The following is a 24,500-nucleotide window of genomic DNA, read 5'->3' as shown; positions in this document are numbered from 1 at the left end:
AGCACTGATGTGCCCATTCCCGCTGAGGGGCATCTCAAAACAAACATGGACATATCGGGGTAGTCGGACGCGGTGTCTTGACCGGTCCTTGGGAGGCGATACCTCTGTAACAGAGGTAATCTCCGAAGCATGAACGCCGACGCCTTCCCGGAGGAACTGGCCGACGCGCTGGTACGCATCCAGCGGCTGGTACGGCGCCGGCTGCGCGGCGGGCTCACCGGGCCCCGGCTGCGCGGCGCCGAGGTCGAACTACTGCGGCTGGTCGAGTCCCGGCCCGGCATCGGCGTCTCGGACGCGGCGCGCGAACTGCACCTGGCCGGCAACTCCGTGTCGACGCTGGTCAACCGGCTCGTCCGGGACGGCCATCTGCTCCGCGAGACCGACCCGGCCGACCGGCGTGCCGCCCGGCTGCTGCTGACCGGGGCCGCCGAGCAGCGGCTCGCGGACTGGCGGCGCCGCCGGGCCCAACTGGTCGGCCGGCACGTCTCCCGGCTCGGCGAGGCCGACCGCGAGGCCCTGCGCGCGGCCCTCCCGGCCCTGCGCCGACTGGCCGTCACGCTGCACGAGGAGGCCGAGGAAACATGACGAGCGACATGCCCGACGGATCCGGGAGCAGGGACGCCTCCGAGGTCACCGGTACCTCTGACGTGGCGGGCTCCTCCGGGGCCGGCGCGTCCCGGGTCTCCGGCGCGCCGGAGAGCCCCTCCGGCGCCACGGCCGCCCCCGGTGCTCCCCGCGCGGCCACGGCCCGGGGCGGCGTCGAAGCCGTGTCCTGTACCGGGCTCGCCCATGCCTTCGGCGAGACCCGTGCCGTCGACGGGCTCGACCTGGCCGTCCGGGAGGGCGAGGTCTTCGGACTGCTGGGGCCCAACGGGGCCGGCAAGACCACCGCCATCCGGTGCATCACCACCCTGCTGCCCGTCCCCGCCGGCATGGTCCGCGTCTTCGGGCACGACGCCGCCAAGGAGCGGATGGCGGTGCGCCGGCTGCTCGGCTACGTCCCGCAGCAGCTGTCCGCCGACAGCGGGCTCACCGGCCGGGAGAACGTCGCCCTGTTCGCCCGGGTCTTCGACGTGCCGCGCCGCGAGCGCGCGGCGCGTGTCGCCCAGGCCCTCGCCGCCGTCGGCCTCGCCGACGCCGCCGACCGGCTGGCCGGCACCTACTCCGGTGGCATGGTCCGTCGCCTGGAACTCGCCCAGGCCCTGGTCAGCGCACCCCGGCTGCTCATCCTGGACGAGCCGACGATCGGCCTGGACCCGATCGCCCGCACCGGCGTCTGGGAGCACATCAACGCCGTACGCGCCGCCACCGGCATGACCGTCCTGGTCACCACCCACTACATGGACGAGGCCGACCAGTACTGCGACCGGGTCGGCCTCATGCACCGCGGCCGGGTCCGCGCCCTCGGCACCCCGGCCGCCCTGCGCCGCGGCCTCGCCGAGCGGCGGGGCGCCGACCGCCTGCCCACCCTGGAGGACGTCTTCCGCGACGTCGCCGGCAGCGGCCTCGAAGACCACCCCGCTGGAGGTTTCCGCGATGTCCGAAGCACCCGCCGCACCGCGCACCGCGTCGGCTGACGGCACTCCCGGAGACGGCACCGCCCTGCTGCTCACCCCGCCCGTACCGCGCGCGGGCTGGCGCGTCCTGCCCGCCCGGGTGGCCGCCCTGTGCGCCGTCGAGCTCCAGAAGCTGCGCCACGACCGCACCGAGCTGTACACCCGCGCGGTCCAGCCCGCCCTGTGGCTGCTGATCTTCGGCCAGACCTTCACCCGGATCCGGGCGATCCCCACCGGCGGGGTCCCGTACCTCGACTACCTGGCACCCGGCATCATCGCCCAGTCGGCGATGTTCATCGCGATCTTCTACGGCATCCAGATCATCTGGGAGCGGGACGCGGGCATCCTGAACAAGCTGCTCGTCACCCCGACCCCGCGCTCGGCCCTGATCACCGGCAAGGCCTTCGCGGCCGGGGTGAAGTCCCTGGTCCAGGCGGTCGTCGTGATCGTGATCGCCGCACTGCTCGGCGTCGCCCTCACCTGGAACCCGCTCCGGCTGCTCGGCGTCGCCCTCGCGGTGGTCCTCGCCTCCGTGTTCTTCTCCTGCCTGTCGATGACCATCGCGGGGATCGTGCTCAGCCGCGACCGGCTGATGGGCTTCGGGCAGGCGATCACGATGCCGCTGTTCTTCGGCTCCGACGCCCTCTATCCCGTGTCGGTGATGCCGGGCTGGCTGCAGGCGGTCAGCAAGGTCAACCCGCTGAGCTATCAAGTGGACGCCCTGCGGGGCCTGCTGCTCGGTACGCCCGCGCATCTCGCCGCCGACTTCGGGGTGCTGGCGGTGGCCGCGGCGGCCGGCATCACCGCGGCCTCCGCGCTGCTCGGCCGGCTGGCCCGCTGATCTTGCCGCGGACGTGATGTGCGGCACGCGCGCGTACCCGGCCGCGAGGGGCCGGACACGGATTCTTCCTGCGCAGCGCTTGATCACTGATCAAAGCGGGTGAATCCCCTGGCCACGGCGCATTCCGCTCATTTGACAGTGCGCTGAGCGCACAGATAGACAGCACCTCTCGAAGGTCGAGAGGGGCACTGTGTACGAGCCGAACGTGGTCGGGGACTGGCAGGAGTACGAGGAGCATGCCGGTCTGCGGGTCCGCGTCCACCGTCTGGAGCAGGCCGAACCGCCGCGCGGACGGGACGACGCCGCCGCCGGGCTGACGTACTTCAGCGTCCGGGTGACCGTGGAGAACCGCGGCGCACGGCACTACGGCATCCATCTGGAGGACGGTCAGATCGACGTCCGCGTCGGCCAGGACGGCGAGGGCGCCTTCATCGACTGGCGCAACTCCCAGTTCATCGAGGGCTTCGACGTCTACCCGCTGCGCCGGGCCACCGCCGTCGTCTACGCCGCCGCGCCCGAGGCCGCCCTCACGCACGTGGACGTACAGGTCCAGCTGCGGGTGGAGGACGAGTGGACCGACCGCCGGCTGTGGGCGGGCGGCATCGGCGTCGGGGAACCGGCGGCGCCGGCCGCGTCCACCGGCACCGGCCAGGGCAGCCTGGCCCACCAGGTCAGCGCGTTCCTGAAGGACCAGGCCGAGCCCGGTTCCGCCTGACGGGCGCCCGCGCGGGGCGTCGTACGGCGCTCAGTGCGGAATGCCGTCGATGATCTCGCGCGCGCCCTGCCGCAGCAGCGCCACCGCGACCGAGGTGCCGAGCGTGGCCGGATCGAGCCGGCCCGCCCACTCGTGGGCGTTCAGCCGGGTCTTGCCGTCCGGGGTGAAGACACACGCCCGCAGGGAGAGTTCGCCGCTCCGGTCCACCCGCGCGTACCCGGCGATGGGGCTGTTGCAGTGTCCCTGCAGCACGTGCAGGAACATCCGCTCCGCCGTCGCCTCCCGGTGGGTGTCCGGGTCGCTGAGCCCGCTGACCGCGTCGATCAGCTCGCTGTCGTCCTCCCGGCACTGCAACGCGAGGATGCCCGCGCCGATCGGCGGCATCATCGCCTCCGGGGACAGCACCTCGCTGATCACGTCCGTCCGGCCGATGCGCTCCAGGCCGGACACCGCCAGCAGCAGCGCGTCCGCCTCACCGGCGGCCAGCTTCTCCAGCCTGCGGTTGGCGTTGCCCCGGAAGGGCACGCACTCCAGGTGCGGGTGGGTGGCGGCCAGCTGGGCGATGCGGCGCACCGCGGAGGTGCCGATCCGGGTGCCGGCCGGAAGCTCGTCCAGGGTGAGCCCGTCCGGGTGCACCAGCGCGTCCCGGATGTCGTCCCGCTTCAGGAACGCGGCGAACACCGTCCCGGCCGGCAGCGGCCGGTCGGCGGGCACGTCCTTGACGCAGTGCACGGCGAGATCCGCCTCCCCGGCCAGCAGGGCGGCGTCCACCTCCTTGGTGAACGCCCCCTTGCCCTCGACCTGGGAGAGATCGCCGAGCCACTTGTCGCCGGTGGTCTTCACCGGGACGACCTCGGTGCGCACGCCCGGGTGCAGCACCGCCAACTCGGCGCGGACCCGTTCGACTTGGGCCAGGGCCATGGGCGAGTCGCGGGAGACGATTCGGATCAGTTCGGGAACCGGCATGCGGGACACGATAGACCCACCGGCCTCAACCGGGCTCCCCGGGCAGGTCCGCCGCCGACTCCTCCGGGGCGAGATCCGGGCGCAGCCGCAGCCAGGAGGGCTGGCGCAGCATGCCGTGCCGGGTACGGGTGCTGTAGCCGACCTCGCCCACCAGCCGGGGCAGCACCCAGCGGGCGCCGGGGACGCGCGGCACGGGGTCGAAGGGGCACCGGTCGCTCGCCGTGTCCCGCAGCAGGTCCGCCAGCCGGGCGCGCTCGGCCTCGCTCCAGCCGGTGCCCACCCCGCCGACGTACCGCAGCCGGCCCTCCGGGTCGCGCTGGCCGACCAGCACCGCGCCGGGCAGTCCGGTCAGCCGGCCCTTTCCGGGCAGCCAGCCGCCGACGATCACGTCCTCGGCCCGCATGTTGCGGATCTTGATCCAGGCGCGGGAGCGCACGCCGGGCTCGTACACCGAGTCCAGCCGCTTGCACACCAGGCCCTCCAGGCCGTGTTCCCTGGTCGCCGCGAGCGCCTCGGCGCCGTGCCCGGTCACCGCCCCGGGCGTCGACCAGTACGGGCCCGCCAGCCCCAGCTCCTCCAGCCGCGCCCGCCGCCGGCGGTACGGCAGCCGTACCAGGGACTCCGCCAGATAGGGCACGTCGAACAGCACCAGGTGCACCGGGACCTGCGCGGCCCGGCGCGCCGCCCGCGCGGGGGCGTGCGCGAGGCCCATCCGGCTCTGGAGGAGCTGGAAGTCGGCCCGGCCCCGCTCGTCCAGGGCCAGCACCTCGCCGTCCAGCACGGCGGGGGTGGTGCCCAGGGCCCCGCCGAGCCGCCGGAGCTCCGGGTAGGCGCCGGTGATGTCCTCGCCCGAGCGGGCGCGCAGCAGCACACTGCCGTCGCCGGGCAGGTACGCCATCACCCGCTGTCCGTCCTGCTTGGTCTCGTACGCCCACCGCGCGTCCTGTGCGGCGGGCGGCAGACTGCCGGGCGTCGCGAGCATGGGCGGAATCAGCGGCAGGGTCACGGCGGTCACGGCAGAGATCTCGACCGCCCCCGGCCCCCTCACGCGCCTTTCCCACCGGGTTCCCCTGAACGGTCCCGCGCCGGGAGGCGGCACTCGGTCCCGCCGACCGGGCTGCGCGGGGAGCGGCACAGGGGTGGGCTGGTGCGGGGAGGTGAAGAGGCGCGGTGTCTGGGTGGGGCTCGGTGCGGGGCGGCAGAGGGCGTGGTGGCCGGGCTCGCGGGGGTGCGATGTCGTGGGGCGGGGCGGTTACGGGGTGCCGGTGTCGCCCGGGGCGTGGACGCCGCGCCGGTGCGGAGGGGACCTGGCGGCGCGGGCGGGCCGGCTCGGCCGGGTGAGGCGGGCCGGCCGGCAGTGCCGCCAGGCCCGCCGACCGCCGGCTGACCGGCGGTCGGCGGGGAATCGGGCGACGGGCCGGGGTCCGCCATGCGCCGCTGGGCCGGGCCGAGCCGGTGTGCCGTCCCGAGGCCCGCATGACACGGGCCCTGGTGCGGGCCGGGTGGGCGGGTGCGGCACCGGGCCGGCCGGCCCGCCGGGAGGAGCCGGCCAGGGCCGGTCCGGACGGGTTTGCCCCGCCGGCCTCCGCCGGCCCGCTCACCGGTGCGCCACCCCGCGCACCGGTGAGCCCGCACGGCCGTGTCCGCTCAGGCCACCCGTTCGGTCGTCGGTTCCGGGGCCGGGGCCGGGGCCGGCGTGCCGGGGCGGTGGCGGGGGAGGAAGGAGGCGAGGACGAAGGCGAGGGCCGCCGCGCCCGCGCCGAGTGCCATGACCGCCTTGAAGCCGTTCTCGGACGGCAGCGCGTGACCGCCGAGGCTGATCGTCAGCTGGGCCAGGAGCACGCCCGCGACCGCGCTGGCCACCGACGTGCCGATGGACCGCATCAGCGTGTTGAGGCTGTTCGCGGCGGCGGTCTCCGACGCCGGGACCGCGCCCATGATCAGCGCGGGCATGGCGCCGTAGGCGAAGCCGACGCCCGCGCCGATGACGCAGGAGACCAGGACCAGGTGCCAGACCTCGCTCATCAGCACGATGTTCAGCGCGTACCCGGCGGCGACGACGACCGCTCCGATCATGAGCGTGATCTTCGGCCCCCGGGACTTCGTGATCATGGCGGAGACCGGCGCCATGGCCATCATCACCAGGCCCTGCGGCGCCATCACCAGGCCGACGGTGAGCATCGACCTGCCGAGGCCGTACCCGGTCTGGGTCGGCAGCTGGAGAAGCTGCGGCAGCACCAGGGACATCGCGAACATCGAGAAGCCGAACGCGATGGAGGCCAGGTTGGTGAACAGCACCTGACGGCGGGCGGTGGTGCGCAGGTCGACCAGCGGCTGCGCGGTGCGCAGCTCGAACAGGCCCCAGCCCAGCAGGACGACGACGGCGAGCGCGAACAGACCCAGGGTGGTGCCGCTGGTCCAGCCCCAGTCGGCGCCCTTGGAGACGGCCAGCAGCAGGGAGACCAGACCGACGGCCATGCCCAGCGCGCCGGCGACGTCGAAGCGCCCGCCCGTGCGCACGCTGGATTCCGGCACCAGGCTCAGGACGCACACGAACGCGACGACGCCGAGGCTCCCGGAGGTCCAGAACAGCACGTGCCAGTCGAAGTGGTCGGCGATGAAGGCCGCGGCGGGCAGCCCGAGCGCCCCGCCGACGCCCAGCGAGGCGCTCATCAGCGCGGTCGAGCCCGCCAGCTTCTCCGGCGGCAGCTCGTCGCGCATGATGCTGATGCCCAGCGGCACCACGGCGGCGGCGAGCCCCTGAAGCGTACGGCCGACGATCATCGGGACGAGCGCGTCGCTGAGCGCGCACACCACCGAGCCGGCCACCAGCAGCACCAGGCTGGCCATCAGCAGGAGCCGCTTGCCGAACATGTCGCCGAGCCGGCCGGCCACCGGGGTGGCGACGGCGGCGGCCAGCAGCGTGGCCGTGACCGCCCAGGCGGCGTCGGACGCCGAGGCGTGCAGATAGCCGGGCAGCTCCGGGACGATCGGGATCACCAGGGTCTGCATCAGCGACACGGTGATGCCGGCCAGGGCCAGCACCGAGACCACGGCGCCCGGCCGGGCCGGGGCGGAGCGGCCGGCCTCGGCGGGCCGGGCGGGGGCGTCGGACATGGGAGAACCTTCCGGGACAAGGCAGGGCACGGGAGCCGGACGGGTGACCGGCTGCTTTTAAGTCAACTGCTTGACTTACTGTAGCGGTACGGGGCGGCGGCACGCGGGGGCCTGTCCCCGCCGGCGCGGGCGGGACCGTAGGCTGCCCTGGCTGGACCTCGCCGCCCCGGTCGAGGACCTGGGACGGAGCGCGGGACGGGCCGGCCCAGGCGGTCGGCAGTCCCGGAGCGGTGGTGAGCATGGCGCGCAGGACGGCGCGGGCCGAGCAGGTGAGCGCGACCCGGGAGGCGATCCTGACCGCGGCGGAGCGGCTGTTCGCCGAGCACGGCGTGTACGCCGTCTCCAACCGTCAGGTCAGCGAGGCCGCGGGGCAGGGCAACAACGCCGCGGTCGGCTACCACTTCGGCACCAAGGCCGACCTGGTCCGCGCGGTCGCCCGGCGGCACGCCGAGCACATCGAGACCCTGCGGAAGCGGGCGCTGGCGGCGACCGGTGACTCCACGGACGTACGCGACTGGGTCGACTGCCTGGTCCGGCCGGTGACCGGGCACCTGGCGAGCCTCGGCAGCCCCACCTGGTACGCCCGGTTCTGCGCCCAGGCCATGACCGACCCGGCCCTGCACGAGATCATGGTCGAGGAGTCCCTGGCCTCACCGGCGCTGCGCGAGGCGGTCGAGGGCCTGAACCGCACCCTGCCGGAGCTGCCGCCCGAGGTGCGCGCCGAACGCGGCCAGATGGTCCGGCTGCTGATCCTGCACACCTGCGCCGAGCGGGAGCGGGCCCTGGCGGAGGGCACGCCGACCCCGCGCGCCACCTGGGACGAGGTGGCCACGGGCCTCGCGGACGCGATCGTGGGCCTGTGGCTGGCTCCCGTCGGCGCCGCCCGCCGGGCCGCGGGCGGCTGAACCGGGCGGCGGGCCGGGGCCACCGCCCGGGGTCAGGAGGACCGCGGCGGTCCGACCCAGCCCAGCGAGCGTTCGACGGCCCGCTGCCAGTTGCCGTACTCCTCCTCCCGCCGCCCGGGGTCCATGGCGGGCAGCCACTGGCCGGCCTTGTGCCAGTTGCGGCGCAGCACCTCCAGGTCGGACCAGTAGCCGGCGGCGAGCCCGGCCGCGTAGGCGGCGCCGAGGGAGACCGTCTCGGCGACCATCGGCCGGACCACCGGCACGTCGAGCACGTCGGCCACGAACTGCATGAGCAGGTTGTCCGAGGTCATGCCCCCGTCCACCTTGAGCTGCCGGAGGGCGACCGAGGAGTCGGCGTTCATGGCGTCGACGACCTCCCGGGTCTGCCACCCGGTCGCCTCCAGGACGGCCCGCGCCAGGTGCCCCTTGGTGATGTACGAGGTGAGCCCGACGATGACCCCCCGCGCGTCGCTGCGCCAGCGCGGCGCGAACAGGCCCGAGAAGGCGGGCACGATGTAGCAGCCGCCGTTGTCCTCGACCGTCCGGGCGAGGGTCTCGATCTCCGGCGCGCTGCTGATCAGCCCCAGGCGGTCACGGAACCACTGGACGAGCGCGCCGGTGACGGCGATCGACCCTTCCAGGGCGTAGGCCGGCTGCTGGTCGCCGATCTTGTAGGCGACCGTCGTGAGGAGTCCGTGCCGGGACCGCACCAGGTCGGTCCCGGTGTTGAGCAGCAGGAAGCTGCCCGTTCCGTAGGTGCACTTGGCCTCGCCCGGGGAGAAGCAGGTCTGGCCGAACAGGGCGGCCTGCTGGTCGCCGAGCGCGGCCGCGATGGAGACGCCCGGCAGCAGCGCGCGGGCCTCGCCGTACGGCTCCGCGGACGGCCTGATCTCGGGCAGCATCGAGCGGGGCACCCCGAAGAAGTCCAGCAGTTCGTCGTCCCAGGCGAGCTTGCGGATGTTCATCAGCATCGTGCGGCTGGCGTTGGTGGCGTCCGTGATGTGCAGACCGCCGTCGGGTCCGCCGGTGAGGTTCCAGACCAGCCAGCTCTCCATCGTGCCGAACAGCACCTCGCCGTCCCGGGCGCGCTGCTCGACCCCCTTGACGTGGTCGAACAGCCACCGGATGCGCAGCGCGGAGAAATAGGTCGACGGCGGCAGGCCGCACCGGTCGAGGAAGAACGCCTCCCCGGGGTCTTCCGCGAGGGCGTCGACGAGGGGTGCCGTACGGGTGTCCTGCCAGACGAGCGCCCGGCCGATCGGCGCGCCGGTCCGCCGGTCCCAGAGCACCGTCGTCTCCCGCTGGTTGGCCAGGCCGATCGCCGCGATCTGTCCCTGGTCCACGCCGGCGTCCGCCAGGGCCTCGGGCACCACGCGCCGCAGGTTCTGCCAGATCTCGACGGCGTCGTGCTCGACCCATCCGGGCCTCGGGAAGTGCTGCTGGTGCTCCTTCTGCGCGACCGAGACGAGCCGCCCACGGTGGTCGAACAGGATGCAGCGGGTCGAGTTGGTGCCCTGATCGATGGACATTACGTACCGTTCAGCCATGATCGGGTCTGCCTTCCGAGGGATCGAGGGGCGGCTGTCCTGGCCTACCAGCGGGTGGCTCCGAGATCCCTGGAGACCGCCCGCGCGGCTTCCCGGATCAGACTGACCAGATGCGGGCGGGGCCGGCCCTGGCTGTCGCAGATCCGCTCGAGTGGCCCGGACAGCCCGATGGCGCCGACGACGAGCCCGCCGTGCCCCCGGATCGGCGCCGAGAGCCCCGCCTCGCCCATGCTCATCTCCTGGATCTCGGCGGCCCAGCCGAGCTCCCTGACCTCGGCGAGCGCCCGGGCGAGCCGCTCGGGGTCGACCAGCGTGTGCCGCGTGTACGCCTCCAGCCCCGGCGGCCGGACCGGTTCGACGGTCGCCGTCCCGAAGGCCAGCAGGACCTTGCCGAGCGAGGAGGCGTGCAGGGGCAGCAGCGCGCCCACGTCCAGGGTCTGGAAGGTGTCGTCCGGCCGGAACACGTGGTGGACGATGAGGACGCTGCCCTCCAGCGGGGTCCCCAGGCGCACCGCCTCCCCGCTGCGGGCGGCCAGGGCGTCGGCCCAGTTGAGGGAGCGCGAGCGCAGCTCGTTGACGTCCAGGTAGCTGGTGCCGAGGTGCAGCAGGGCGGCCCCCAGCTGGTACTTCCCGGTGGTCGCGTCCTGCTCCACGAAGTCCACGTGCTGGAGCGTGCGCAGGATGCCGTGGGCGGTGCCCTTCGCCAGCCCGAGCGACGCCGCCACCTCGCCGAGTCCGAGTCGGCGGGGGCCACCGGCGAGCAGGCGCAGGATCGCCGCCGCCCTTTCGATCGACTGGACTGGGCCGGCCATGAGGCGAGCCTATTACCGCTGCGGACGCTTCGCCGCGCGGACGAGACACGGGTCCCGGGACCGCTCGTTCGGTAATGCCGACCGCTGTTCATTGACCAGCCCGATTTGTCTCCATAGTTTTCATGGAAGCCCGGAAAGGCGTCGACTCAAGCGCCCGGCCGGCACACACCATCAGGAGAGAACATGGCGGCACAGCTCAACACGCTGCTACGGGCGGCGGCACACGAACACGTGTGGCCGGTGCCGCCCGTCCCCGGCGCCGTCTCGGCCGTGCGCCGGGGTGCGGCGGCGGCCCTCGCCGACTGGGACGTGTCCGCGGAGATCGCCGAGGACGCGTTGCTCGTGGTGTCGGAGCTGGTCACCAACGCGATCCTGCACGCCAGCCCCCCGGCCGAGCTGCGGCTGTCCTGGGAGGCGGGCGACGGCGGCGGCACGCTGCGCGTGGAGGTCACCGACGCGGGACCCGTGCGTCCGGCGGGGCAGCCGCTCGGCTGGCTCGACCCGGACGAACACGGCCGGGGCGAGGCGATCGTGCACGCCCTGGCGACACGTCACGGCATACGGGTCCGTCGTGGCGGGGTCACCCGCTGGGCGGAACTCGTCTGAGGAGTCCGCCCGGCGCCGCCCGCGCTCCGGACGGCGCGGAGACCGGTTCCCGGGCGGCCGTCCTGCGCAGCAGCAGGAGGGCGGCGTCGTCGTGCAGCCGCCCGCCCACGTGGGCCAGCAGTTCCCCGTGGAGCGCGGTGAGCGTGCGGGCCGGCTCGTCGGACAGGTGCCGGGCCACCCCCTCGGCCAGTGGATAGAACGCGCCCGCGCCGTCGCGGGCCTCGGTGACCCCGTCGGTGTAGAGCAGCAGCTGGTCGCCCGCCGTGAAGGGCAGCCGCTGGAGGCGGGGCTCCTCGCCCGACAGGGCGCGCAGCCCCAGGGGCGGCGTGGGGCGGGCGGGCTCCACCGCCCCCGCCTCCGCGGCGGCCGGTATCAGCAGGGGAGGCGCGTGTCCGCAGTTCACCACCTCCAGGTGCCCCGCTGAGGGGCAGCCGACGACCACGGCGGTGACGAAGTCGTCGGGGCCGAGGTTGCGCGCCAGGCTCCGCTCGATCCGGTTCACGACGGCGAGCAGGTCGGGCTCGTCGTGGGCGGCCTCGCGGAACACTCCGAGCACCAGTGCGGCGGTCCCCACGGCGGGCAGCCCCTTGCCGCGCACGTCGCCGACGATCACCCGGACACCGTGCGGGGTGGGCACCACGGCGTAGAGGTCCCCGCCGATCCGGGCCTCCGCCGCGGCGGCGCTGTACCGGACGGCCACCTGGAACGGGCCCACGGTCCCGGGCACGGGCTGGAGTACCGCCTGCTGGGTGGCCTCGGCGACCGAGCGCACGTCCGCCAGGACCCGTTCCCGGCGACCGCGCAGCGCCCCCGCCAGGCCGCTCGCCGCGGTGACGGCCACCAGGGCGGACAGGACGGCCGCGAGCTCGTGTCCGGGAACCCCGTGCGCCAGGGCCAGCGCCGTGCCCGTCGCCGCGGCGAGGAGACCGGCGCAGAGCACGCCGTGCGGGCCGTTGACGGTGGCGGCCAGGGCCGGTCCGGCGGCCAGCAGCGGCAGCCAGGCCGTGCCCGTGCCCCCGGCGGCGCCGACGACCATGACGAGCGCGGCGACCAGGGCCGGCAGCCCGTGCGCGACCGCGGCCGGCAGCCCGCCGGCACGCCGGCGGACCGCTCCCCGGTCACCGGCCGCCCGGCTCCCGCACAGCCGGCGTGGGGCTTGGCGCATGTCTCGTCCGCAGTCCTCGCCTGTAGGGGGTGCACACCCGAAATGTCCGTTTCATCCAGCAAACGGGACAGGAGGGGGCGGCCGCAAGGAGGGGATTTTCAGATAGTGAGCGAGAGGCCCCTGGTCACCCGGCCGGCGGTCGGCAGGAGCCGGGCCCCGATCTCCCGGAGCCGGTCCTGCCGTTCCACCGGCAGGGAGACGCCGAGTGAGCCGAGGGTGGTGCCGCGATAGACGGGTACGGCGACGCAGACGGTGCCGAGCGCGTACTCCTCCAGGTCCGTCACGGCCGGTGCCATCGGGGGCGACTCGATCCTGCGGAGCAGTTCCGCGAGGCTCGTGACCGTGCGGGGCGTGAGGTCGGCCAGGTGGTGCCTGGACAGGTAGTCGCGGCGGGCCTCCTCGTCCAGCTCGCGCAGTACGGACTTGCCCAGCGCGGTGGCGTGTCCGGCGTCCTCGAACCCCACCCAGAGATCCACCCGGGGCGCACGGGGACCGTCGACGATCTCGGCCACCCTGATCTCGCCGTCCTCGTAGAACGTGAGGTAGGCGGGTGTGGACAGCTCGTCCCGCAGGGCCGCCAGTGCCGGGCGCACGCGGCTGAGCAGCGACTGGGCGCCGCCCGCCGCGTACAGCGAGTTCAGCCGGTCGCCGAGGACGAACCCGCCGTCGTCCAGTTTCCGTACGTATCCGTCGTGCACCAGGGTGCGCAGCAGGTGGTAGGCGGTGGCCAGGGGGAGCCCCGTCTCGCGCGCCAGCTGCTTCGCGGGCGCGCCGTTCTCGTGCGCGCTCACCGCCTCCAGCAGCCGGAAGGCCCGCTGTACGGAGCCGATCAGGGTGGGACCGTCCTGAGCACCCATAGCTACCAGGCTGCCCCGGGCGCCCGATCCGGGCAAGGCCGGGGCCAGGGGGACCGCCGCCCATCTGCCGGCGTGTTCCTCGACGACGCCCGGACGATGATCCACGCGCCCGTCTCCATCCGCTCCACGCCGGAACCGCGCCACCGCTGTCGGCCGGACCTCCTGCATGGGCCGATACGGCGCCGTCCTCGGCCCCTGGCCCGGCGGGCAGCCGCTCGCCACGGGCAACGGCGACCGGGGCTTCACGGTCTTCGCCCCGGCCGGGGTGTTCTCCCTGGTGTTCATCCGGCCTCGCCGCCCTGTGCCCCGAGGCGGCGAGGCCGGACGGAAACTGGTCACCGCCGGCTGACGCTTCCCCGCGCCCGGCGCCGCCCCCCCCGTCCACAGGCGCGGCGCCGGACGCACGTCACCCCGTACGCGCAGGCCGGCCCGTCTGGTCCTCGGCGTCCGCCCGGCACCATCCGTGTCCGACCGCCGGGAACGGCCACCCCCGCGCCTACCGTCCAGTAATATCCGGCGGCAGGACACCTGAGGAGGTACCGTGCCCCGGTCCCCACGTTCACCCCTGCTGCTCGCCGGTCTGCTGGCGACCGCCGGAGTGGCCCATTTCGCCGTTCCGCGGCAGTTCGACGCGATCGTGCCCCGTGCGCTGCCGGGCCCGCCCAGGGCCTGGACGTACGGGAGCGGGGCCGTCGAGCTGGCCCTCGCGGCCGGGGTCGCGGCGCCCCGCACCCGCGCGCTCGCCGGGAAGGCGGCGGCCGCCTTCTTCGTCGGCGTGTTCCCGGCCAACGTCCAGATGGCCGTCGACTGGCGCGGCCGGCCGGCGCCGCTCAGGGCGGCGGCCCTCGCCCGGCTGCCCCTCCAGGTGCCGCTGGTGCTGTGGGCGCGCGGGGTCGCCCGGGACGGGAAGGGACGCTCATGACCGGGCGCGTCGAGACCGGAGCCAAGGCCGAGGACTTCGCCCTGCCGGACGAGACCGGCACCACCCGCCGGCTCACCGGGCTGCTGGCGGCCGGACCGGTCGTCCTCTTCTTCTACCCCGCCGCCCTCACCCCCGCCTGCACCGCCGAGGCCTGCCACTTCCGCGACCTCGCCGCCGAGTTCGCCGCCGTCGGCGCCCAGGCAGTCGGGATCAGCGGGGACACCGTAGACAAGCAGCGGGAGTTCACCGGCCGGCACGGTCTCGGCATGCCGCTGCTCTCCGACGCCGACGGCACGGTCCGCGAGCGGTTCGGCGTCCGACGCGGCTTCTCCCTGGCGCCGACCAAGCGGGTCACCTTCGTGATCGCCCAGGACCGTACCGTCCTGGAGATCATCCGCAGCGAACTGCGCATGAGCACCCACGCCGACCGGGCCCTCGCCGCCCTCCGCGCCCACCGCGGCTGAAGCGGACACCGGGACCGCAGCGGACAGCCCGCCGCTTGATGGACCGCGACAATCGGATCATCCTGGGGCATATGAAAGATGTCGCCGCCGTGGCGGTCATCGACGCGCACGGCACGGTGACCGGGTGGACCGAGGGCGCGCGGCTGCTCACCGGCCACCCGGCCGACGAGGTCGTGGGCCGGCAGGCCACGGACCTGCTGGCCGAGGACGTCCCCGGCGGCATCCTCACCGCCCGCGCCGCCCCGGTCGCCGTGCGCCACCGCGACGGCCACCGCCTCGTGCTGCCCCTCACCGTCTGCCCGCTCGCCGGCGCCGCCGGACAGCCCGCCGGCTACGTCGTCACGGCCCTGCCCCCCGGCACCACGCTGGCCGCGCGGGCCTTCGAGCAGGCGTCCATGTCGATGTCGGTCTTCGACCTCCGCCAGCGCTACCTGCGCGTCAACGCCGCCGCCTGCCACGTCATGGGCGTCCCCGAGGAAGCGCTGCTCGGCCGGTCCTTCCCGGACACCGTCGCGGACACCGAGCACAGCCGCGCCTTCGTGGCCCGTCTGCGCGAGGTCGCCGAGACCGGCCGCCCGGTGCGCTACGAGAGCTACACCGGCGCCCCCGCCCTCGACCAGGAACATGCCTGGAGCATCGAGATGTGGCCGCTGCGCGACGCCTCCGGCGAACCCGCGGCGGTCGCGCTCGCCGCGTCCGACAGCAGCGAGCAGTACTGGGCCCGGCGCCGCCTCGCCCTGCTGAACGAGGCCGCGACCCGCGTCGGCACCACCCTGGACGTGATCGGCACCGCCGAGGAGATGATCGCCCTGCTGGTCCCGCAGTACGCGGACTTCGCCAGCGTCGACCTGCTCGACTGGGTGCTCGGCGCAGACGAACCGCCGACGCTGCCGGACGGCGGGGTCGTCCTGCGCCGCGTCGCCCACGGCTCCGCCCGCCCCGGCAACCCCGCGGCGGCCCTGCACCTCGGTGAGACCGACGTCTACCAGCCGGCCTCCCCGCCCGCCCGCGCGCTGTACCAGGGGCGCGCGGTGCTCAGCCAGGCCGGCGAGCCCGAATTCGTGCACTGGCTGGCCGAACGCAACGCACGCTCACCCGGGGGCCGCCCCTTCCGGCAGGGCGCCCACTCCATGATCGCGGTGCCGCTGCGGGCCCGCGGCACCACCCTGGGCGTCGCGGTCTTCGTCCGCATGCGCCACCCCGACGACTACGGCCCCGACGACGCCGTCTTCGCGGAGGAACTCGCCAGCCGAGCCGCCGTCTGCATCGACAACGCCCGCCGCTTCACCCGCGAACGGGCCACGGCCCTCACCCTCCAGCACAGCCTGCTCCCGCGCGGCCTGCCCGGACAGGTCGCGGTCGACGTCGCCCACCGCTACCTGCCGAGCGGATCCCTGGCCGGCATCGGCGGCGACTGGTTCGACGTCATCCCGCTCTCCGGAGGAAGGGTCGGCCTGGTCGTGGGCGACGTGGTCGGCCACGGCATCCAGTCCTCCGCCACCATGGGCCGGCTGCGCACGGCCGTCCGCACCCTCGCCGACGTCGACCTGCCGCCCGACGAACTCCTCACCCACCTCGACGACCTGGTCACCCACCTCGCCGCCGACGGCAGCGGGGAGGAGGTCGCCGAACTCGGCGCGACCTGCCTGTACGCCGTCTACGACCCGGTCTCCCGCTGTCTCTCCCTGGCCGCCGCCGGCCACCCCGCCCCGGCCGTCGTCCTGCCCGGCGGCACCGCGCACTTCCTCCCCGTCGCCGCCGGGCCACCGCTCGGCGTCGGCGGACTGCCGTTCGAGGCGACGGAACGGGAACTGCCCGAGGGCTCGGTCGTCGCCCTCTACACCGACGGCCTGATCGAGGACCGCGACCGGGACCTGGACGGCGCCACCGAGGAACTGCGCCGCGCCCTCACCGCACCCGCCGCCTCTCTCGAAGCCCTCGCCGACGACGTCCTGAAAGCCGTCCTGCCCGACCAGCCCGGCGACGACGTCGCCCTGCTCCTCGTGCGCACCCGGGCCCTGGGCACCGACCGGGTCGCCACCTGGGACGTGCCGCCCGACCCCGCCCAGGTCGCCGTCCTGCGGCAGGCGGCCACCGAGCGACTGACCGCCTGGGGACTCGCGGAGACCGCCTTCGTCACCGAACTGGTCGTCAGCGAACTCGTCACCAACGCCATCCGCTACGGCGAACCGCCCATCCGGCTCCGTCTGATCCGTGACCGCGCCCTCATCTGCGAGGTCTCCGACGCCAGTTCCACCTCCCCGCACCTGCGCCGGGCGCACGCCTACGACGAGGGCGGCCGGGGACTGCTGCTCGTCGCCCAGCTCAGCCGGCGCTGGGGCAGCCGGCAGACCGTCGCGGGCAAGACCATCTGGGCCGAACAACCGCTGCCCGGGGACTGATCACTGGAACGCGCAGCCAGGGTTCGGCGCGTCCTCGGAGAACGGGGAGCCGTGCGGCAGCACGTACAGCACCTCCAGGACGAGCGGCGTGTCCCCCAGGTTGCGGCCGATGTGGACGTGGTCGCTCCCGGACGGCTCCCGGATCGTCGCGCCCGTCCGGTACACGCCGTCCGAGCCGCAGCCGGCGTCGAAGTGACTGAGGGTGCCCTGCTCGACGACGCCGTACAGCGGGCCGTCGTGGTAGTGCCAGCCGGTGCTCTGGCCGGGCGGGACCGTGATCTCCCGCAGGGTGTAGTCGGTGCCGCCGACGGTGGTCTGCGCGAGGATCCGGGCCGTCACACCGGGTCCGGCCGGGGTCGCCCCGGCGGGGCCGCACAGGGCGAGGGCGGCGGCGGTCAGCGCGCCGGTGACGGCGGTACGGAGTGCGGTGCGCATGCGGGGCCTCCAGGGGCGCGAGCGGACACCGCCCGAACATAGAGGCCCCGAAGGCGGGCTGGGGCCGGAACCCGGTGATCCGGATTCCGGCGCCCGCGGGCCGCGCCCGCACCGTCAGCCCGGACGGCGCGGCTCCGCCGAAGTCACTCCCGGCCGGCGGCGGCGACCTGGGCCAGGGTGCGCCCGCTGCGCACCGAGCGGGCCCGCCGGGGATCGGGGGTGCCGTGCCCGTCCGACCGTGCCGGCCCCTTGCGCACCAGCAGCCAGGCATCCTCCCCGTCCGCGCCGCCGCGGAAGCGGGTGAGGGCGTACTCGCCGCGCAGCTTCGCGCCGTGCAGCCGGAAGGTGGCGTGCCCGCGCTCCAGGGACTCGGCGAAGTCCACCGGGCGCCCCCGCCGGTCGTGGCTGAGCGGCTCGTACGTCCCGCGGTCCCACACGATCACGGTGCCGCCGCCGTACTCGCCCTTCGGGATCACACCCTCGAAGTCCTCGTACTCCAGCGGATGGTCCTCGGTCGGCACCGCCAGCCGCTTGTCCCCGGGGTCGGTGGACGGGCCCCTGGGCACGGACCAGGACTTCAGGACGCCGTCGACCTGGAGCCGGAAGTCGAAGTGCATCCGCCGCGCGTCGTGGATCTGCACCACGAACCGGGGCTCCCCGCCCCGCGTCCGGTCCGGCCGTCCCGACGGCTCGCGGGTCCGCTCGAAGTCGCGCTTGCCGCGGTACGTCCGCAGCCGGTCCTGTGCCGCCACCTCCGGCTCCTTCCCACCACGCCCGCTACCGCCGCCCCACGTACCCCCGGGTACCCCGCCCCCGCGCGGTCAGCCCGCGATGCCGTTCAGCTCGGCCATCGCGTCGTCCGGCAGCACCAGGCCCGCCGCGGCGATGTTCTCCCGCAGGTGACCGGGGGAGGAGGTGCCGGGGATGAGCACGATGTTCGGCGAGCGGCGCAGCAGCCAGGCCAGCGCCACCTGCTGCGGCGACGCCCCCAGCCGGGCGGCCACCTTCGCGAGCGCGTCCGACTGGAGCGGGGTGAACCCGCCGAGCGGGAAGTACGGGACGAAGGCGATGTTCTCCGCCGCCGTACGCTCCAGCAGCGCGTCGTCCTGCCGGTTCGCCAGGTTGTACAGGTTCTGCACCGTCACCACGGGCGCGATCGCCCGGGCCTCGTCCAGCTGCGCGGCGGACGCGGCGCTCAGCCCCAGGTGCCGGATCAGACCGCGCTCGCGCAGTTCGGCCAGGGCGCCGAACTGCTCGGCGACCGGGTCCTCGTTCGGGGTGTCCATGTCGCCGAGCCGTAGGTTGACCACGTCCAGCGTGTCCACGCCGAGGTTCCGCAGGTTGTCGTACACCTGCGCCTTCAGGTCCTCGGGGTGCCGGGACATGATCCAGCTGCCGTCGGCTCCCCGCCGGGCCCCGACCTTGGTGACGATGCGCAGATCGTCCGGGTAGGGGTGCAGGGCCTCCTTGATGATCCGGTTGACGACGACGGGCCCGTAGAAGTCGGCCGTGTCGATGTGGGTGATGCCCGCCTCCACCACGGCGCGCAGCACCGCCACCGCCCGGTCACGGTCCCGGGGCGGGCCGAAGACGTGCGGTCCGGCCAGCTGCATGGCGCCGTACCCGACGCGGGTCAGGGTCAGGCCGTCGGCCGGGGTGACGGTGCCACCGAGCTGTGCAGTCATGTCGTGCCTCTCCAGGTGTTCCGGCCACCGGACGTTCCCGGTGGCCTCGCGCTCCACCCTCCGCCCGGTCCGCGCGCCACGGCAGTGCCCCCGCGATCCTGGGAGTGACAGGGCCAGTCACCGCCGCCCGGCCGGCCGTACGGTGGGGACGTGGACGGATCGAACGCGCTCGGTGAGTTCCTGCGCGCCCGCAGGGCGCTGGTACGGCCCCAGGACGTGGGGCTGCCCGGTGGCGGCCTGCGCCGGGTGCCGGGGCTGCGCCGCGAGGAGGTCGCGATGCTGGCCGGCATCAGCTCCGACTACTACCTGCGGCTGGAGCAGGGCCGCGACCGCAACCCCTCCGTGCAGGTGCTGGAGGCCATCGCCCGGGTGCTGCGGCTGGACACGGACGCCACCGCCCACCTCGTCGGGCTCGCCCAGGAGCGGCCCGGGCCCGGCCCGCGCCCCGGGCGGCGGGCGCAGCAGGTCCCGGCGAGCCTGCTCCAGCTCATCGACGGCTGGCCGCGCAACCCCGCCTACCTCCAGAACCGCTACACCGACTGCCTGGCCGCCAACGCCCTGGCCACCGCGCTCACCCCGAACTACGCGCCCGGCGTCAACCTGCTGAGGGCCGTGTTCCTCGACCCCGCCGAGCGCGCCCTGCGCCGGGACTGGACGGACCTCACCGCGGAAGGCGTGGCCGCCCTGCGGTCCGAGGCCGGGACCGATCCGGACGACCCCCGGCTGCGCGACCTGGTCGGCGAGCTGTCCCTGCGCAGCGAACGCTTCCGCACCCTGTGGGCCCGCCACGAGGTCCGTCCCCGGCGCGGCCGGGTCAGCCGCCTCAGCCATCCCCAGGCCGGCGACCTCGACCTGCACTCCCACAAGCTGTCCGTGGACGGCACCGACGGACTCACCCTGGTCGTCTTCCACGCCGAACCCGGCAGCCGCAGCGCCGAGCTGCTGGACATCCTCGGCAGCCTCGCCGCCCCGGGACGGACCAGCGCGCACAGCGCGGAACGCGACAAGGAGCAGATCGAGGAGCCGTAGCCCCGGACCCCCCGTGCGCTCAGAACTCCTCGTGCGTCTCGGGATCGCCGCCGAGCCGGCGCGGGGAGCGGCGGGCGACGGCCGCCATCTGGTCCTCGTCCAGCTCGAAGCCGAACACGTCCAGGTTGGCGCGCTGGCGTGCCGGGTCCGCCGACTTCGGGAGCGGCAGCGCGCCCAGCTGTACGTGCCAGCGCAGCAGCACCTGCGCGGGCGTGACCCCGTGCGCCCGCGCGACCCCGGCGACCGCCGGGTCGTCCAGCAGATCGCTGCCCCGGCCCAGCGGGCTCCAGCTCTCGGTGACGATCCCCTTCTGCGCGTGGAAGGCGCGCAGCTCCTCCTGCGGAAACAGCGGGTGCAGCTCGATCTGGTTCACCGACGGCAGCACCCCGGTCTCCTTCTCCAGCCGGGTGATGTGCTCCGGCGTGAAGTTGGAGACGCCGATCGAGCGGACCAGTCCGTCCTCGCGCAGCCGGATCATCGCCTTCCAGGCGTCGACGTACTTGTCCACCCGCGGGTTCGGCCAGTGGATGAGATACAGGTCCACGTACTCCAGGCCGAGCCGCCGCCGCGACTCCTCGAAGGACGCGAGGGTCTCCTCGTACCCGTGGTGCCGGCCCGGCAGCTTGGTCGTCACCACCACCTCCTCGCGGGGCACCCCGCTGCCGGCCACGCCCCGGCCGACACCGGTCTCGTTGCGGTAGTTCGTCGCGGTGTCGACCAGCCGGTAGCCCGCCTCCAGCGCGGTGCGCACGGCCCGCTCGGCCTGCGTGTCGTCCAGGGGCCAGGTGCCGAGGCCGACGGCGGGGATCGTCGTACCGTCGTTGAGCGTGTACAGCGGAACACCGTTCACGATGAGACCTTCCCTCGATCATCTGCTCTGTGTCTGTCTCCAGCCTCACGGATAGGGTGAGCGGTGATCAACCGGGCGGGTGGGAAGAGGGCGGCGGACGGCATGGGCGGCGGCGCGGACAGCAACGGCGTGGGCGGCGGGCGGCCCACCTCACGGGACGTCGCCCGGCTCGCCGGCGTCTCGCACACCGCCGTCTCCTTCGTCTTCAACGGCCGTGCCGAGGGCAACCTCTCACCGGCCACCCAGGAACGCATCCGGCAGGCCGCCGCCCGGCTCGGCTACCGGCCCGACCCGGTCGCCCGCGGTCTGCGCCGCCGCCGTACCGCCGTCATCGGCCTGGTCACCGACGAGATCGCCACGTCCCCGTTCGCCGGGCGGCTGCTGCGCGGCGCCATGGAGACCGCCTGGGACAGCGACCACCTCGTCCTCACCGTGGACTCCGGCGGCGACCGGGCCAAGGAGGACGCGGCCGTCGCCGAACTCCTCGACCGGCGCGTGGACGGCATCATCTACGCCGCGATGTCCCTGCGCCGGGTCCGGGTCCCCGAGGGCCTGCACCGCACCCACTCAGTGCTCGCCAACTGCCTGCCCGAGGACGGCTCGCTGCCCGCCGTCATCCCCGCCGAACGGGCCGGCGGCCGGACCGCCGCCCGCCTGCTGCTGGAGGCCGGGCACCGCAGGGTGGCCCTGGTCGGCGGGCAGGACGACATCGCCTCGGTGGAACGGCTGCGCGGCTTCCGGGACGCGCTGCGCGCCGAGGGCGTCACCGTGCCCAGGGAGTGGGTCGTGCGCACCGGCGGCGAGATCAGCGGTGGCCACGAGGGAGCCACCCGGCTGCTCGCGGGCACCGCCCCGCACCACCGGCCCACCGGCATCTTCTGCTACAACGACCGGGTCGCGGCGGGCGTGCTGCACGCCGCGACCCGGCTCGGGATCGCCGTGCCCGGCGAGCTGTCGGTGGTCGGCTACGACGATCAGGAGCACATGGCCGCCTTCCTCGCGCCGGCTCTCACCACCGTGGCGCTGCCGCACCGGGCGATGGGCGAGGCCGCGGCCCGGCTGTTGCTGGACGCCATTGACACCGGCCGGACCCCGCCCGCGACCGTGCGGCGGCTGGCCTGTCCGGTGGTCAGCCGTGCCTCGGTGGGGCCTGCTCCCACGCGCTGACCCCGGAGGTATCGCTCCGTCGGCGCGGTAGACGCGCTCGGTGACGATCAGGAGCACAGCCGCTTTCCTCGCGCCGGCTCTCACCACCGTGGCGCTGCCGCACCGGGCGATGGGCGAGGCCGCGGCCCGGCTGTTGCTGGACGCCATCGGCACCGGCCGGGCCCCGCCCGCGACCGTGCGGCGGCTGGTCTGTCCGGTGGTCAGCCGTGCCTCGGTGGGGCCTGCTCCCACGCGCTGACCCCGGCGTCGCCCTCGACCAGCAGCTCGGCGGTATCGCCCGGCCGGCGGTAGACCCGCTCGGTCACCGTCGCCCGGTCCGCCACGAACAGTTCGAGCAGCGAACCGTCGGCGAGGACGCGCACGGAGAGGTCCGGCCCCGGCGGCACCGCCACCGTCACCGGTTCCGACCCCCCGACGCCCGCGCGGGGCCACCCGGAGCGGTCCAGGACGACGGTGCCGGCGTCCGGGTCCAGCCGGAGCGTCAGCGCCCGGTCCGCCGACCGCAGCAGGGTGACGGTGGTGGTGCCGTGCGCCGTCACCGTCAGGTCGTACGCCGGCGGAAGCGGCACCGACCGGCCCGGACCGGTCGCGAACGGCGCGCCGGCGCGCAGGAGTTCCAGCTCCGGGGCCGGTGCGACGCGCAGGGTGCCGTCGGCACCGGCGTCGACGGCCCGGGGCGCGGTGAGCGTGCCCGCCCAGCCGGCCGCCAGCACCGCCGCCTCGTCCCGCGCCTCCCAGGACCAGCCCCACATCAGGGCCCGGCCCGGCTCCTGGAGGACGGCGGGGGCGTAGAAGTCCCGTCCGTGGTCGAGCCGGCCGCCGGCGCGGGGCACGAACCGGGGCCGCGTGCCCGGTGCCAGCCGGCCCGTCAGATAGCCGGTGCTCCGGGGGCTGCCGTCCCAAAGGGACACCACCAGGACGTGGTCGCCGCCGGACGTCCCGAACAGCTGCGGGCACTCCCAGCCGACCGCCTCGTCACCGAACGCGCCGGCCGCGACGGGGTCGTGGCCGTCCAGCAGGACACCCGCGAACCGCCAGTCGGTCAGCTCGTCGCAGCCGTACAGCAGCACCGACGGGGTGCCGTCGGCGTGGCCCGCTCCGACCAGGGCCCAGCGGTGGCCGGCGTGCCGGAAGACGAACGGGTCGCGGAACATCACCACGTCGAGCCCCGGAGGCGGCCCCGGGATCACCGGGACGGGCCGGGGCCGCCAGGCCAGCAGCCGGTCGTCGGCCGGGTCGGCCGCGCGGGCCAGGCAGATGGTGCCGAGCCCGGTGTGGGCGTGGTCGACGCCGGTGTACACCGCCGTGGGCACACCGCCGTCGTCCACCACGCAGCCCGACCAGCAGCCCGCCTCGTCGGGACCGCCGGGGGTCGGGGCGAGGGCGATCGGATGGTGCTCCCAGCGGACCAGGTCCGGGCTGGAGACATGGCCCCAGTGGACGTCGGCGTGCACCGGGGCGGCCGGGTTGTGCTGGTAGAAGAGGTGGTGGCGGCCACGCCAGCGGAAGGGGCCGTTGGGGTCGTTGATCCAGTGGGCGGGCGGGCGGACCCGGAAGCGGGGGGCGTCCGGGTCCTGGGCGGGAGCGGCGGGGCTCAACGGTTGTCTCCTGCGGAGGTGATGCCCTCGCGGAGAGGGCGCTGGCCGACGACGAACACGGCGACGGCGGGGATCATGGAGAGGACGACACCCGCGAGGACCACCGAGACGGAACCGGTGCCGAGGTTGCCCTGGAGGGAGACCAGTCCCAGCGGCAGGGTGTAGTTCTGGCCGGAGGTCTCCAGGATCAGCGGGCGGAAGAACTCGTTCCAGTGGTAGTTGAAGGCGAGCACGCCGACGATGGCGAGGCCCGGCCGGGCCAGCGGGGCGTACACGGACCGGAAGGTCCGCCAGGGCCCGGCGCCGTCCAGCATCGCCGCCTCGCCCAGGTCCTTCGGCATGCCGAGGAAGTACTGGCGCATCAGGAAGGTGCCGAACGCGGTCGGGAACGCCGGAACGATCAGACCGAGCAGGGTGTCGGTCAGGCCCATCGACTTCAGCACCAGGAACACCGGGACGATCGTGACCTGCAAGGGGACCATCATGGTCGCCAGGACCAGACCGAACAGCGGCTTCTTGAAACGGAAGTCGAGCCGGGCGAACGCGTAACCGGCGAGCCCCGCGGTGACCATCTGGCCGGCCGCGACCAACGCCGTCACGAGGGTCGAGTTCAGCGCGAGCAGCCACACGTCGATCTGCTCGAACACACCGTGGTAGGCGGCGGCACTGGGATGCGCGGGTATGATCCGCGGCGGCAGGTCGAACGACTCCGCCGGAGTGCGCAGCGAGGTGGACACGGTCCACACGACCGGCCCGAGGGTCAGCAGCGCGCACACCGCCAGCCCGGCGATCCGCGCCCACGGTCCGAGCGCGTACCGGGCGCGGCTGAGGGTCGGGGTTGCTTGGCTCATGGGACTCACC

At 74.5% G+C, this 24,500-nt stretch carries 25 protein-coding genes and 1 pseudogene; 13 read left to right on the top strand and 13 right to left on the bottom strand.

Features of this window, described 5'->3' with window-relative positions; all coding sequences use genetic code 11:
* Positions 1-129 precede the first annotated feature (129 nt).
* From AB0947_RS38755 to AB0947_RS38740, 4 genes are all read left to right on the top strand, one after another.
* Positions 130-585 (top strand): MarR family transcriptional regulator, encoded by a 456-nt coding sequence (locus AB0947_RS38755; RefSeq protein ID WP_366755088.1) that lies wholly within the window; start codon positions 130-132, stop codon positions 583-585.
* Positions 582-1,577, top strand: a complete 996-nt coding sequence (locus AB0947_RS38750) for an ATP-binding cassette domain-containing protein (protein ID WP_366755087.1) — start codon at positions 582-584, stop codon at positions 1,575-1,577. The genes AB0947_RS38755 and AB0947_RS38750 overlap by 4 nt, the downstream gene beginning before the upstream one ends.
* Positions 1,537-2,397: an ABC transporter permease gene (locus AB0947_RS38745; RefSeq protein ID WP_366755086.1), complete on the top strand. Its 861-nt coding sequence runs from the start codon at positions 1,537-1,539 to the stop codon at positions 2,395-2,397. The genes AB0947_RS38750 and AB0947_RS38745 overlap by 41 nt, the downstream gene beginning before the upstream one ends.
* A gap of 190 nt (positions 2,398-2,587) precedes the next feature.
* On the top strand, positions 2,588-3,112 hold the full coding sequence (locus tag AB0947_RS38740) for a hypothetical protein (RefSeq protein WP_366755085.1): 525 nt from the start codon (positions 2,588-2,590) through the stop codon (positions 3,110-3,112).
* A gap of 30 nt (positions 3,113-3,142) precedes the next feature.
* Here the strand turns inward: AB0947_RS38740 and hemC are convergent, their stop codons facing one another.
* The 3 genes from hemC to AB0947_RS38725 form a co-directional block, all read right to left on the bottom strand.
* Positions 3,143-4,078 (bottom strand): hydroxymethylbilane synthase, encoded by a 936-nt coding sequence (hemC, locus tag AB0947_RS38735; protein WP_366755084.1) that lies wholly within the window; start codon positions 4,076-4,078, stop codon positions 3,143-3,145.
* A 25-nt stretch (positions 4,079-4,103) separates the two neighbouring features.
* The gene (locus tag AB0947_RS38730) at positions 4,104-5,084 is read right to left on the bottom strand and encodes an ATP-dependent DNA ligase (RefSeq protein ID WP_366755097.1); all 981 of its coding nucleotides are present in this window, start codon (positions 5,082-5,084) and stop codon (positions 4,104-4,106) included.
* A gap of 641 nt (positions 5,085-5,725) precedes the next feature.
* Positions 5,726-7,195: an MFS transporter gene (locus AB0947_RS38725; protein ID WP_366755083.1), complete on the bottom strand. Its 1,470-nt coding sequence runs from the start codon at positions 7,193-7,195 to the stop codon at positions 5,726-5,728.
* Between the two features lie 239 nt (positions 7,196-7,434).
* Between AB0947_RS38725 and AB0947_RS38720 the strand changes: the two genes are divergently transcribed.
* Entirely contained in the window at positions 7,435-8,100 is a 666-nt protein-coding gene (locus AB0947_RS38720; RefSeq protein WP_366755082.1) for a TetR family transcriptional regulator, read from the top strand.
* A 32-nt stretch (positions 8,101-8,132) separates the two neighbouring features.
* On the opposite strand, the gene glpK is transcribed toward AB0947_RS38720, so the two are convergent.
* Positions 8,133-9,647: a glycerol kinase GlpK gene (glpK, locus tag AB0947_RS38715; RefSeq protein ID WP_366755081.1), complete on the bottom strand. Its 1,515-nt coding sequence runs from the start codon at positions 9,645-9,647 to the stop codon at positions 8,133-8,135.
* Positions 9,648-9,691: 44 nt separating this feature from the next.
* Positions 9,692-10,459: an IclR family transcriptional regulator gene (locus AB0947_RS38710; protein WP_366755080.1), complete on the bottom strand. Its 768-nt coding sequence runs from the start codon at positions 10,457-10,459 to the stop codon at positions 9,692-9,694.
* 183 nt (positions 10,460-10,642) lie between these two features.
* Between AB0947_RS38710 and AB0947_RS38705 the strand changes: the two genes are divergently transcribed.
* Positions 10,643-11,065 (top strand): ATP-binding protein, encoded by a 423-nt coding sequence (locus AB0947_RS38705; protein WP_366755079.1) that lies wholly within the window; start codon positions 10,643-10,645, stop codon positions 11,063-11,065.
* On the opposite strand, the gene AB0947_RS38700 is transcribed toward AB0947_RS38705, so the two are convergent.
* Together AB0947_RS38700 and AB0947_RS38695 are read right to left on the bottom strand one after the other, a co-directional pair.
* Positions 11,040-12,101 carry a PP2C family protein-serine/threonine phosphatase gene (locus AB0947_RS38700; protein ID WP_366755096.1) on the bottom strand — a complete coding sequence of 354 codons (1,062 nt, stop codon included), beginning with the start codon at positions 12,099-12,101 and terminating at the stop codon, positions 11,040-11,042. The genes AB0947_RS38705 and AB0947_RS38700 overlap by 26 nt on opposite strands.
* Positions 12,102-12,328: 227 nt before the next feature.
* Positions 12,329-13,087 carry an IclR family transcriptional regulator gene (locus tag AB0947_RS38695; protein WP_366755078.1) on the bottom strand — a complete coding sequence of 253 codons (759 nt, stop codon included), beginning with the start codon at positions 13,085-13,087 and terminating at the stop codon, positions 12,329-12,331.
* A 166-nt stretch (positions 13,088-13,253) separates the two neighbouring features.
* Between AB0947_RS38695 and AB0947_RS38690 the strand changes: the two genes are divergently transcribed.
* The 4 genes from AB0947_RS38690 to AB0947_RS38675 all read left to right on the top strand — a co-directional run bounded on the left by AB0947_RS38690 (position 13,254) and on the right by AB0947_RS38675 (position 16,875).
* On the top strand, positions 13,254-13,436 hold the full coding sequence (locus tag AB0947_RS38690; protein ID WP_366755077.1) for a hypothetical protein: 183 nt from the start codon (positions 13,254-13,256) through the stop codon (positions 13,434-13,436).
* A gap of 192 nt (positions 13,437-13,628) precedes the next feature.
* Entirely contained in the window at positions 13,629-14,009 is a 381-nt protein-coding gene (locus AB0947_RS38685) for a hypothetical protein (protein ID WP_366755076.1), read from the top strand.
* Positions 14,006-14,473 (top strand): peroxiredoxin, encoded by a 468-nt coding sequence (locus tag AB0947_RS38680; protein ID WP_366755075.1) that lies wholly within the window; start codon positions 14,006-14,008, stop codon positions 14,471-14,473. Before AB0947_RS38685 ends, AB0947_RS38680 begins: the two co-directional genes overlap by 4 nt.
* Positions 14,474-14,544: 71 nt before the next feature.
* The gene (locus tag AB0947_RS38675; protein WP_366755074.1) at positions 14,545-16,875 is read left to right on the top strand and encodes a SpoIIE family protein phosphatase; all 2,331 of its coding nucleotides are present in this window, start codon (positions 14,545-14,547) and stop codon (positions 16,873-16,875) included.
* Here the strand turns inward: AB0947_RS38675 and AB0947_RS38670 are convergent, their stop codons facing one another.
* The 3 genes from AB0947_RS38670 to AB0947_RS38660 form a co-directional block, all read right to left on the bottom strand.
* Positions 16,876-17,310, bottom strand: a complete 435-nt coding sequence (locus AB0947_RS38670; RefSeq protein WP_366755073.1) for a cupin domain-containing protein — start codon at positions 17,308-17,310, stop codon at positions 16,876-16,878.
* A 143-nt stretch (positions 17,311-17,453) separates the two neighbouring features.
* Positions 17,454-18,062, bottom strand: a complete 609-nt coding sequence (locus tag AB0947_RS38665; protein ID WP_366755072.1) for a DNA polymerase ligase N-terminal domain-containing protein — start codon at positions 18,060-18,062, stop codon at positions 17,454-17,456.
* A gap of 69 nt (positions 18,063-18,131) precedes the next feature.
* Entirely contained in the window at positions 18,132-18,995 is an 864-nt protein-coding gene (locus AB0947_RS38660; protein WP_366755071.1) for an oxidoreductase, read from the bottom strand.
* Between the two features lie 150 nt (positions 18,996-19,145).
* Here AB0947_RS38660 and AB0947_RS38655 point away from each other — a divergent pair, with 150 nt between their 5' ends.
* On the top strand, positions 19,146-20,024 hold the full coding sequence (locus AB0947_RS38655; protein WP_366755070.1) for a helix-turn-helix transcriptional regulator: 879 nt from the start codon (positions 19,146-19,148) through the stop codon (positions 20,022-20,024).
* A 19-nt stretch (positions 20,025-20,043) separates the two neighbouring features.
* Here the strand turns inward: AB0947_RS38655 and AB0947_RS38650 are convergent, their stop codons facing one another.
* On the bottom strand, positions 20,044-20,874 hold the full coding sequence (locus AB0947_RS38650; protein ID WP_366755069.1) for an aldo/keto reductase: 831 nt from the start codon (positions 20,872-20,874) through the stop codon (positions 20,044-20,046).
* Between the two features lie 102 nt (positions 20,875-20,976).
* Between AB0947_RS38650 and AB0947_RS38645 the strand changes: the two genes are divergently transcribed.
* Both AB0947_RS38645 and AB0947_RS38640 read left to right on the top strand, forming a co-directional pair.
* Positions 20,977-22,041 carry a LacI family DNA-binding transcriptional regulator gene (locus tag AB0947_RS38645; RefSeq protein ID WP_366755095.1) on the top strand — a complete coding sequence of 355 codons (1,065 nt, stop codon included), beginning with the start codon at positions 20,977-20,979 and terminating at the stop codon, positions 22,039-22,041.
* A 36-nt stretch (positions 22,042-22,077) separates the two neighbouring features.
* Positions 22,078-22,279: pseudogene (locus AB0947_RS38640) on the top strand (substrate-binding domain-containing protein); the annotation flags it as partial.
* Here AB0947_RS38640 and AB0947_RS38635 read toward each other — a convergent pair.
* Together AB0947_RS38635 and AB0947_RS38630 are read right to left on the bottom strand one after the other, a co-directional pair.
* Positions 22,242-23,639, bottom strand: a complete 1,398-nt coding sequence (locus tag AB0947_RS38635) for a glycoside hydrolase family 32 protein (protein ID WP_366755068.1) — start codon at positions 23,637-23,639, stop codon at positions 22,242-22,244. The pseudogene AB0947_RS38640 and the gene AB0947_RS38635 sit on opposite strands and share 38 nt — an antisense overlap.
* Positions 23,636-24,490, bottom strand: a complete 855-nt coding sequence (locus tag AB0947_RS38630; RefSeq protein WP_366755067.1) for a carbohydrate ABC transporter permease — start codon at positions 24,488-24,490, stop codon at positions 23,636-23,638. The genes AB0947_RS38635 and AB0947_RS38630 overlap by 4 nt, the downstream gene beginning before the upstream one ends.
* Positions 24,491-24,500 lie beyond the last annotated feature (10 nt).

Origin of the sequence: Streptomyces sp. NPDC047841, assembly GCF_040704085.1 — a bacterium.
Lineage (GTDB): Bacteria > Actinomycetota > Actinomycetes > Streptomycetales > Streptomycetaceae > Streptomyces > Streptomyces argyrophylli.
This window is presented reverse-complemented; position numbering and strand designations above follow the sequence as displayed.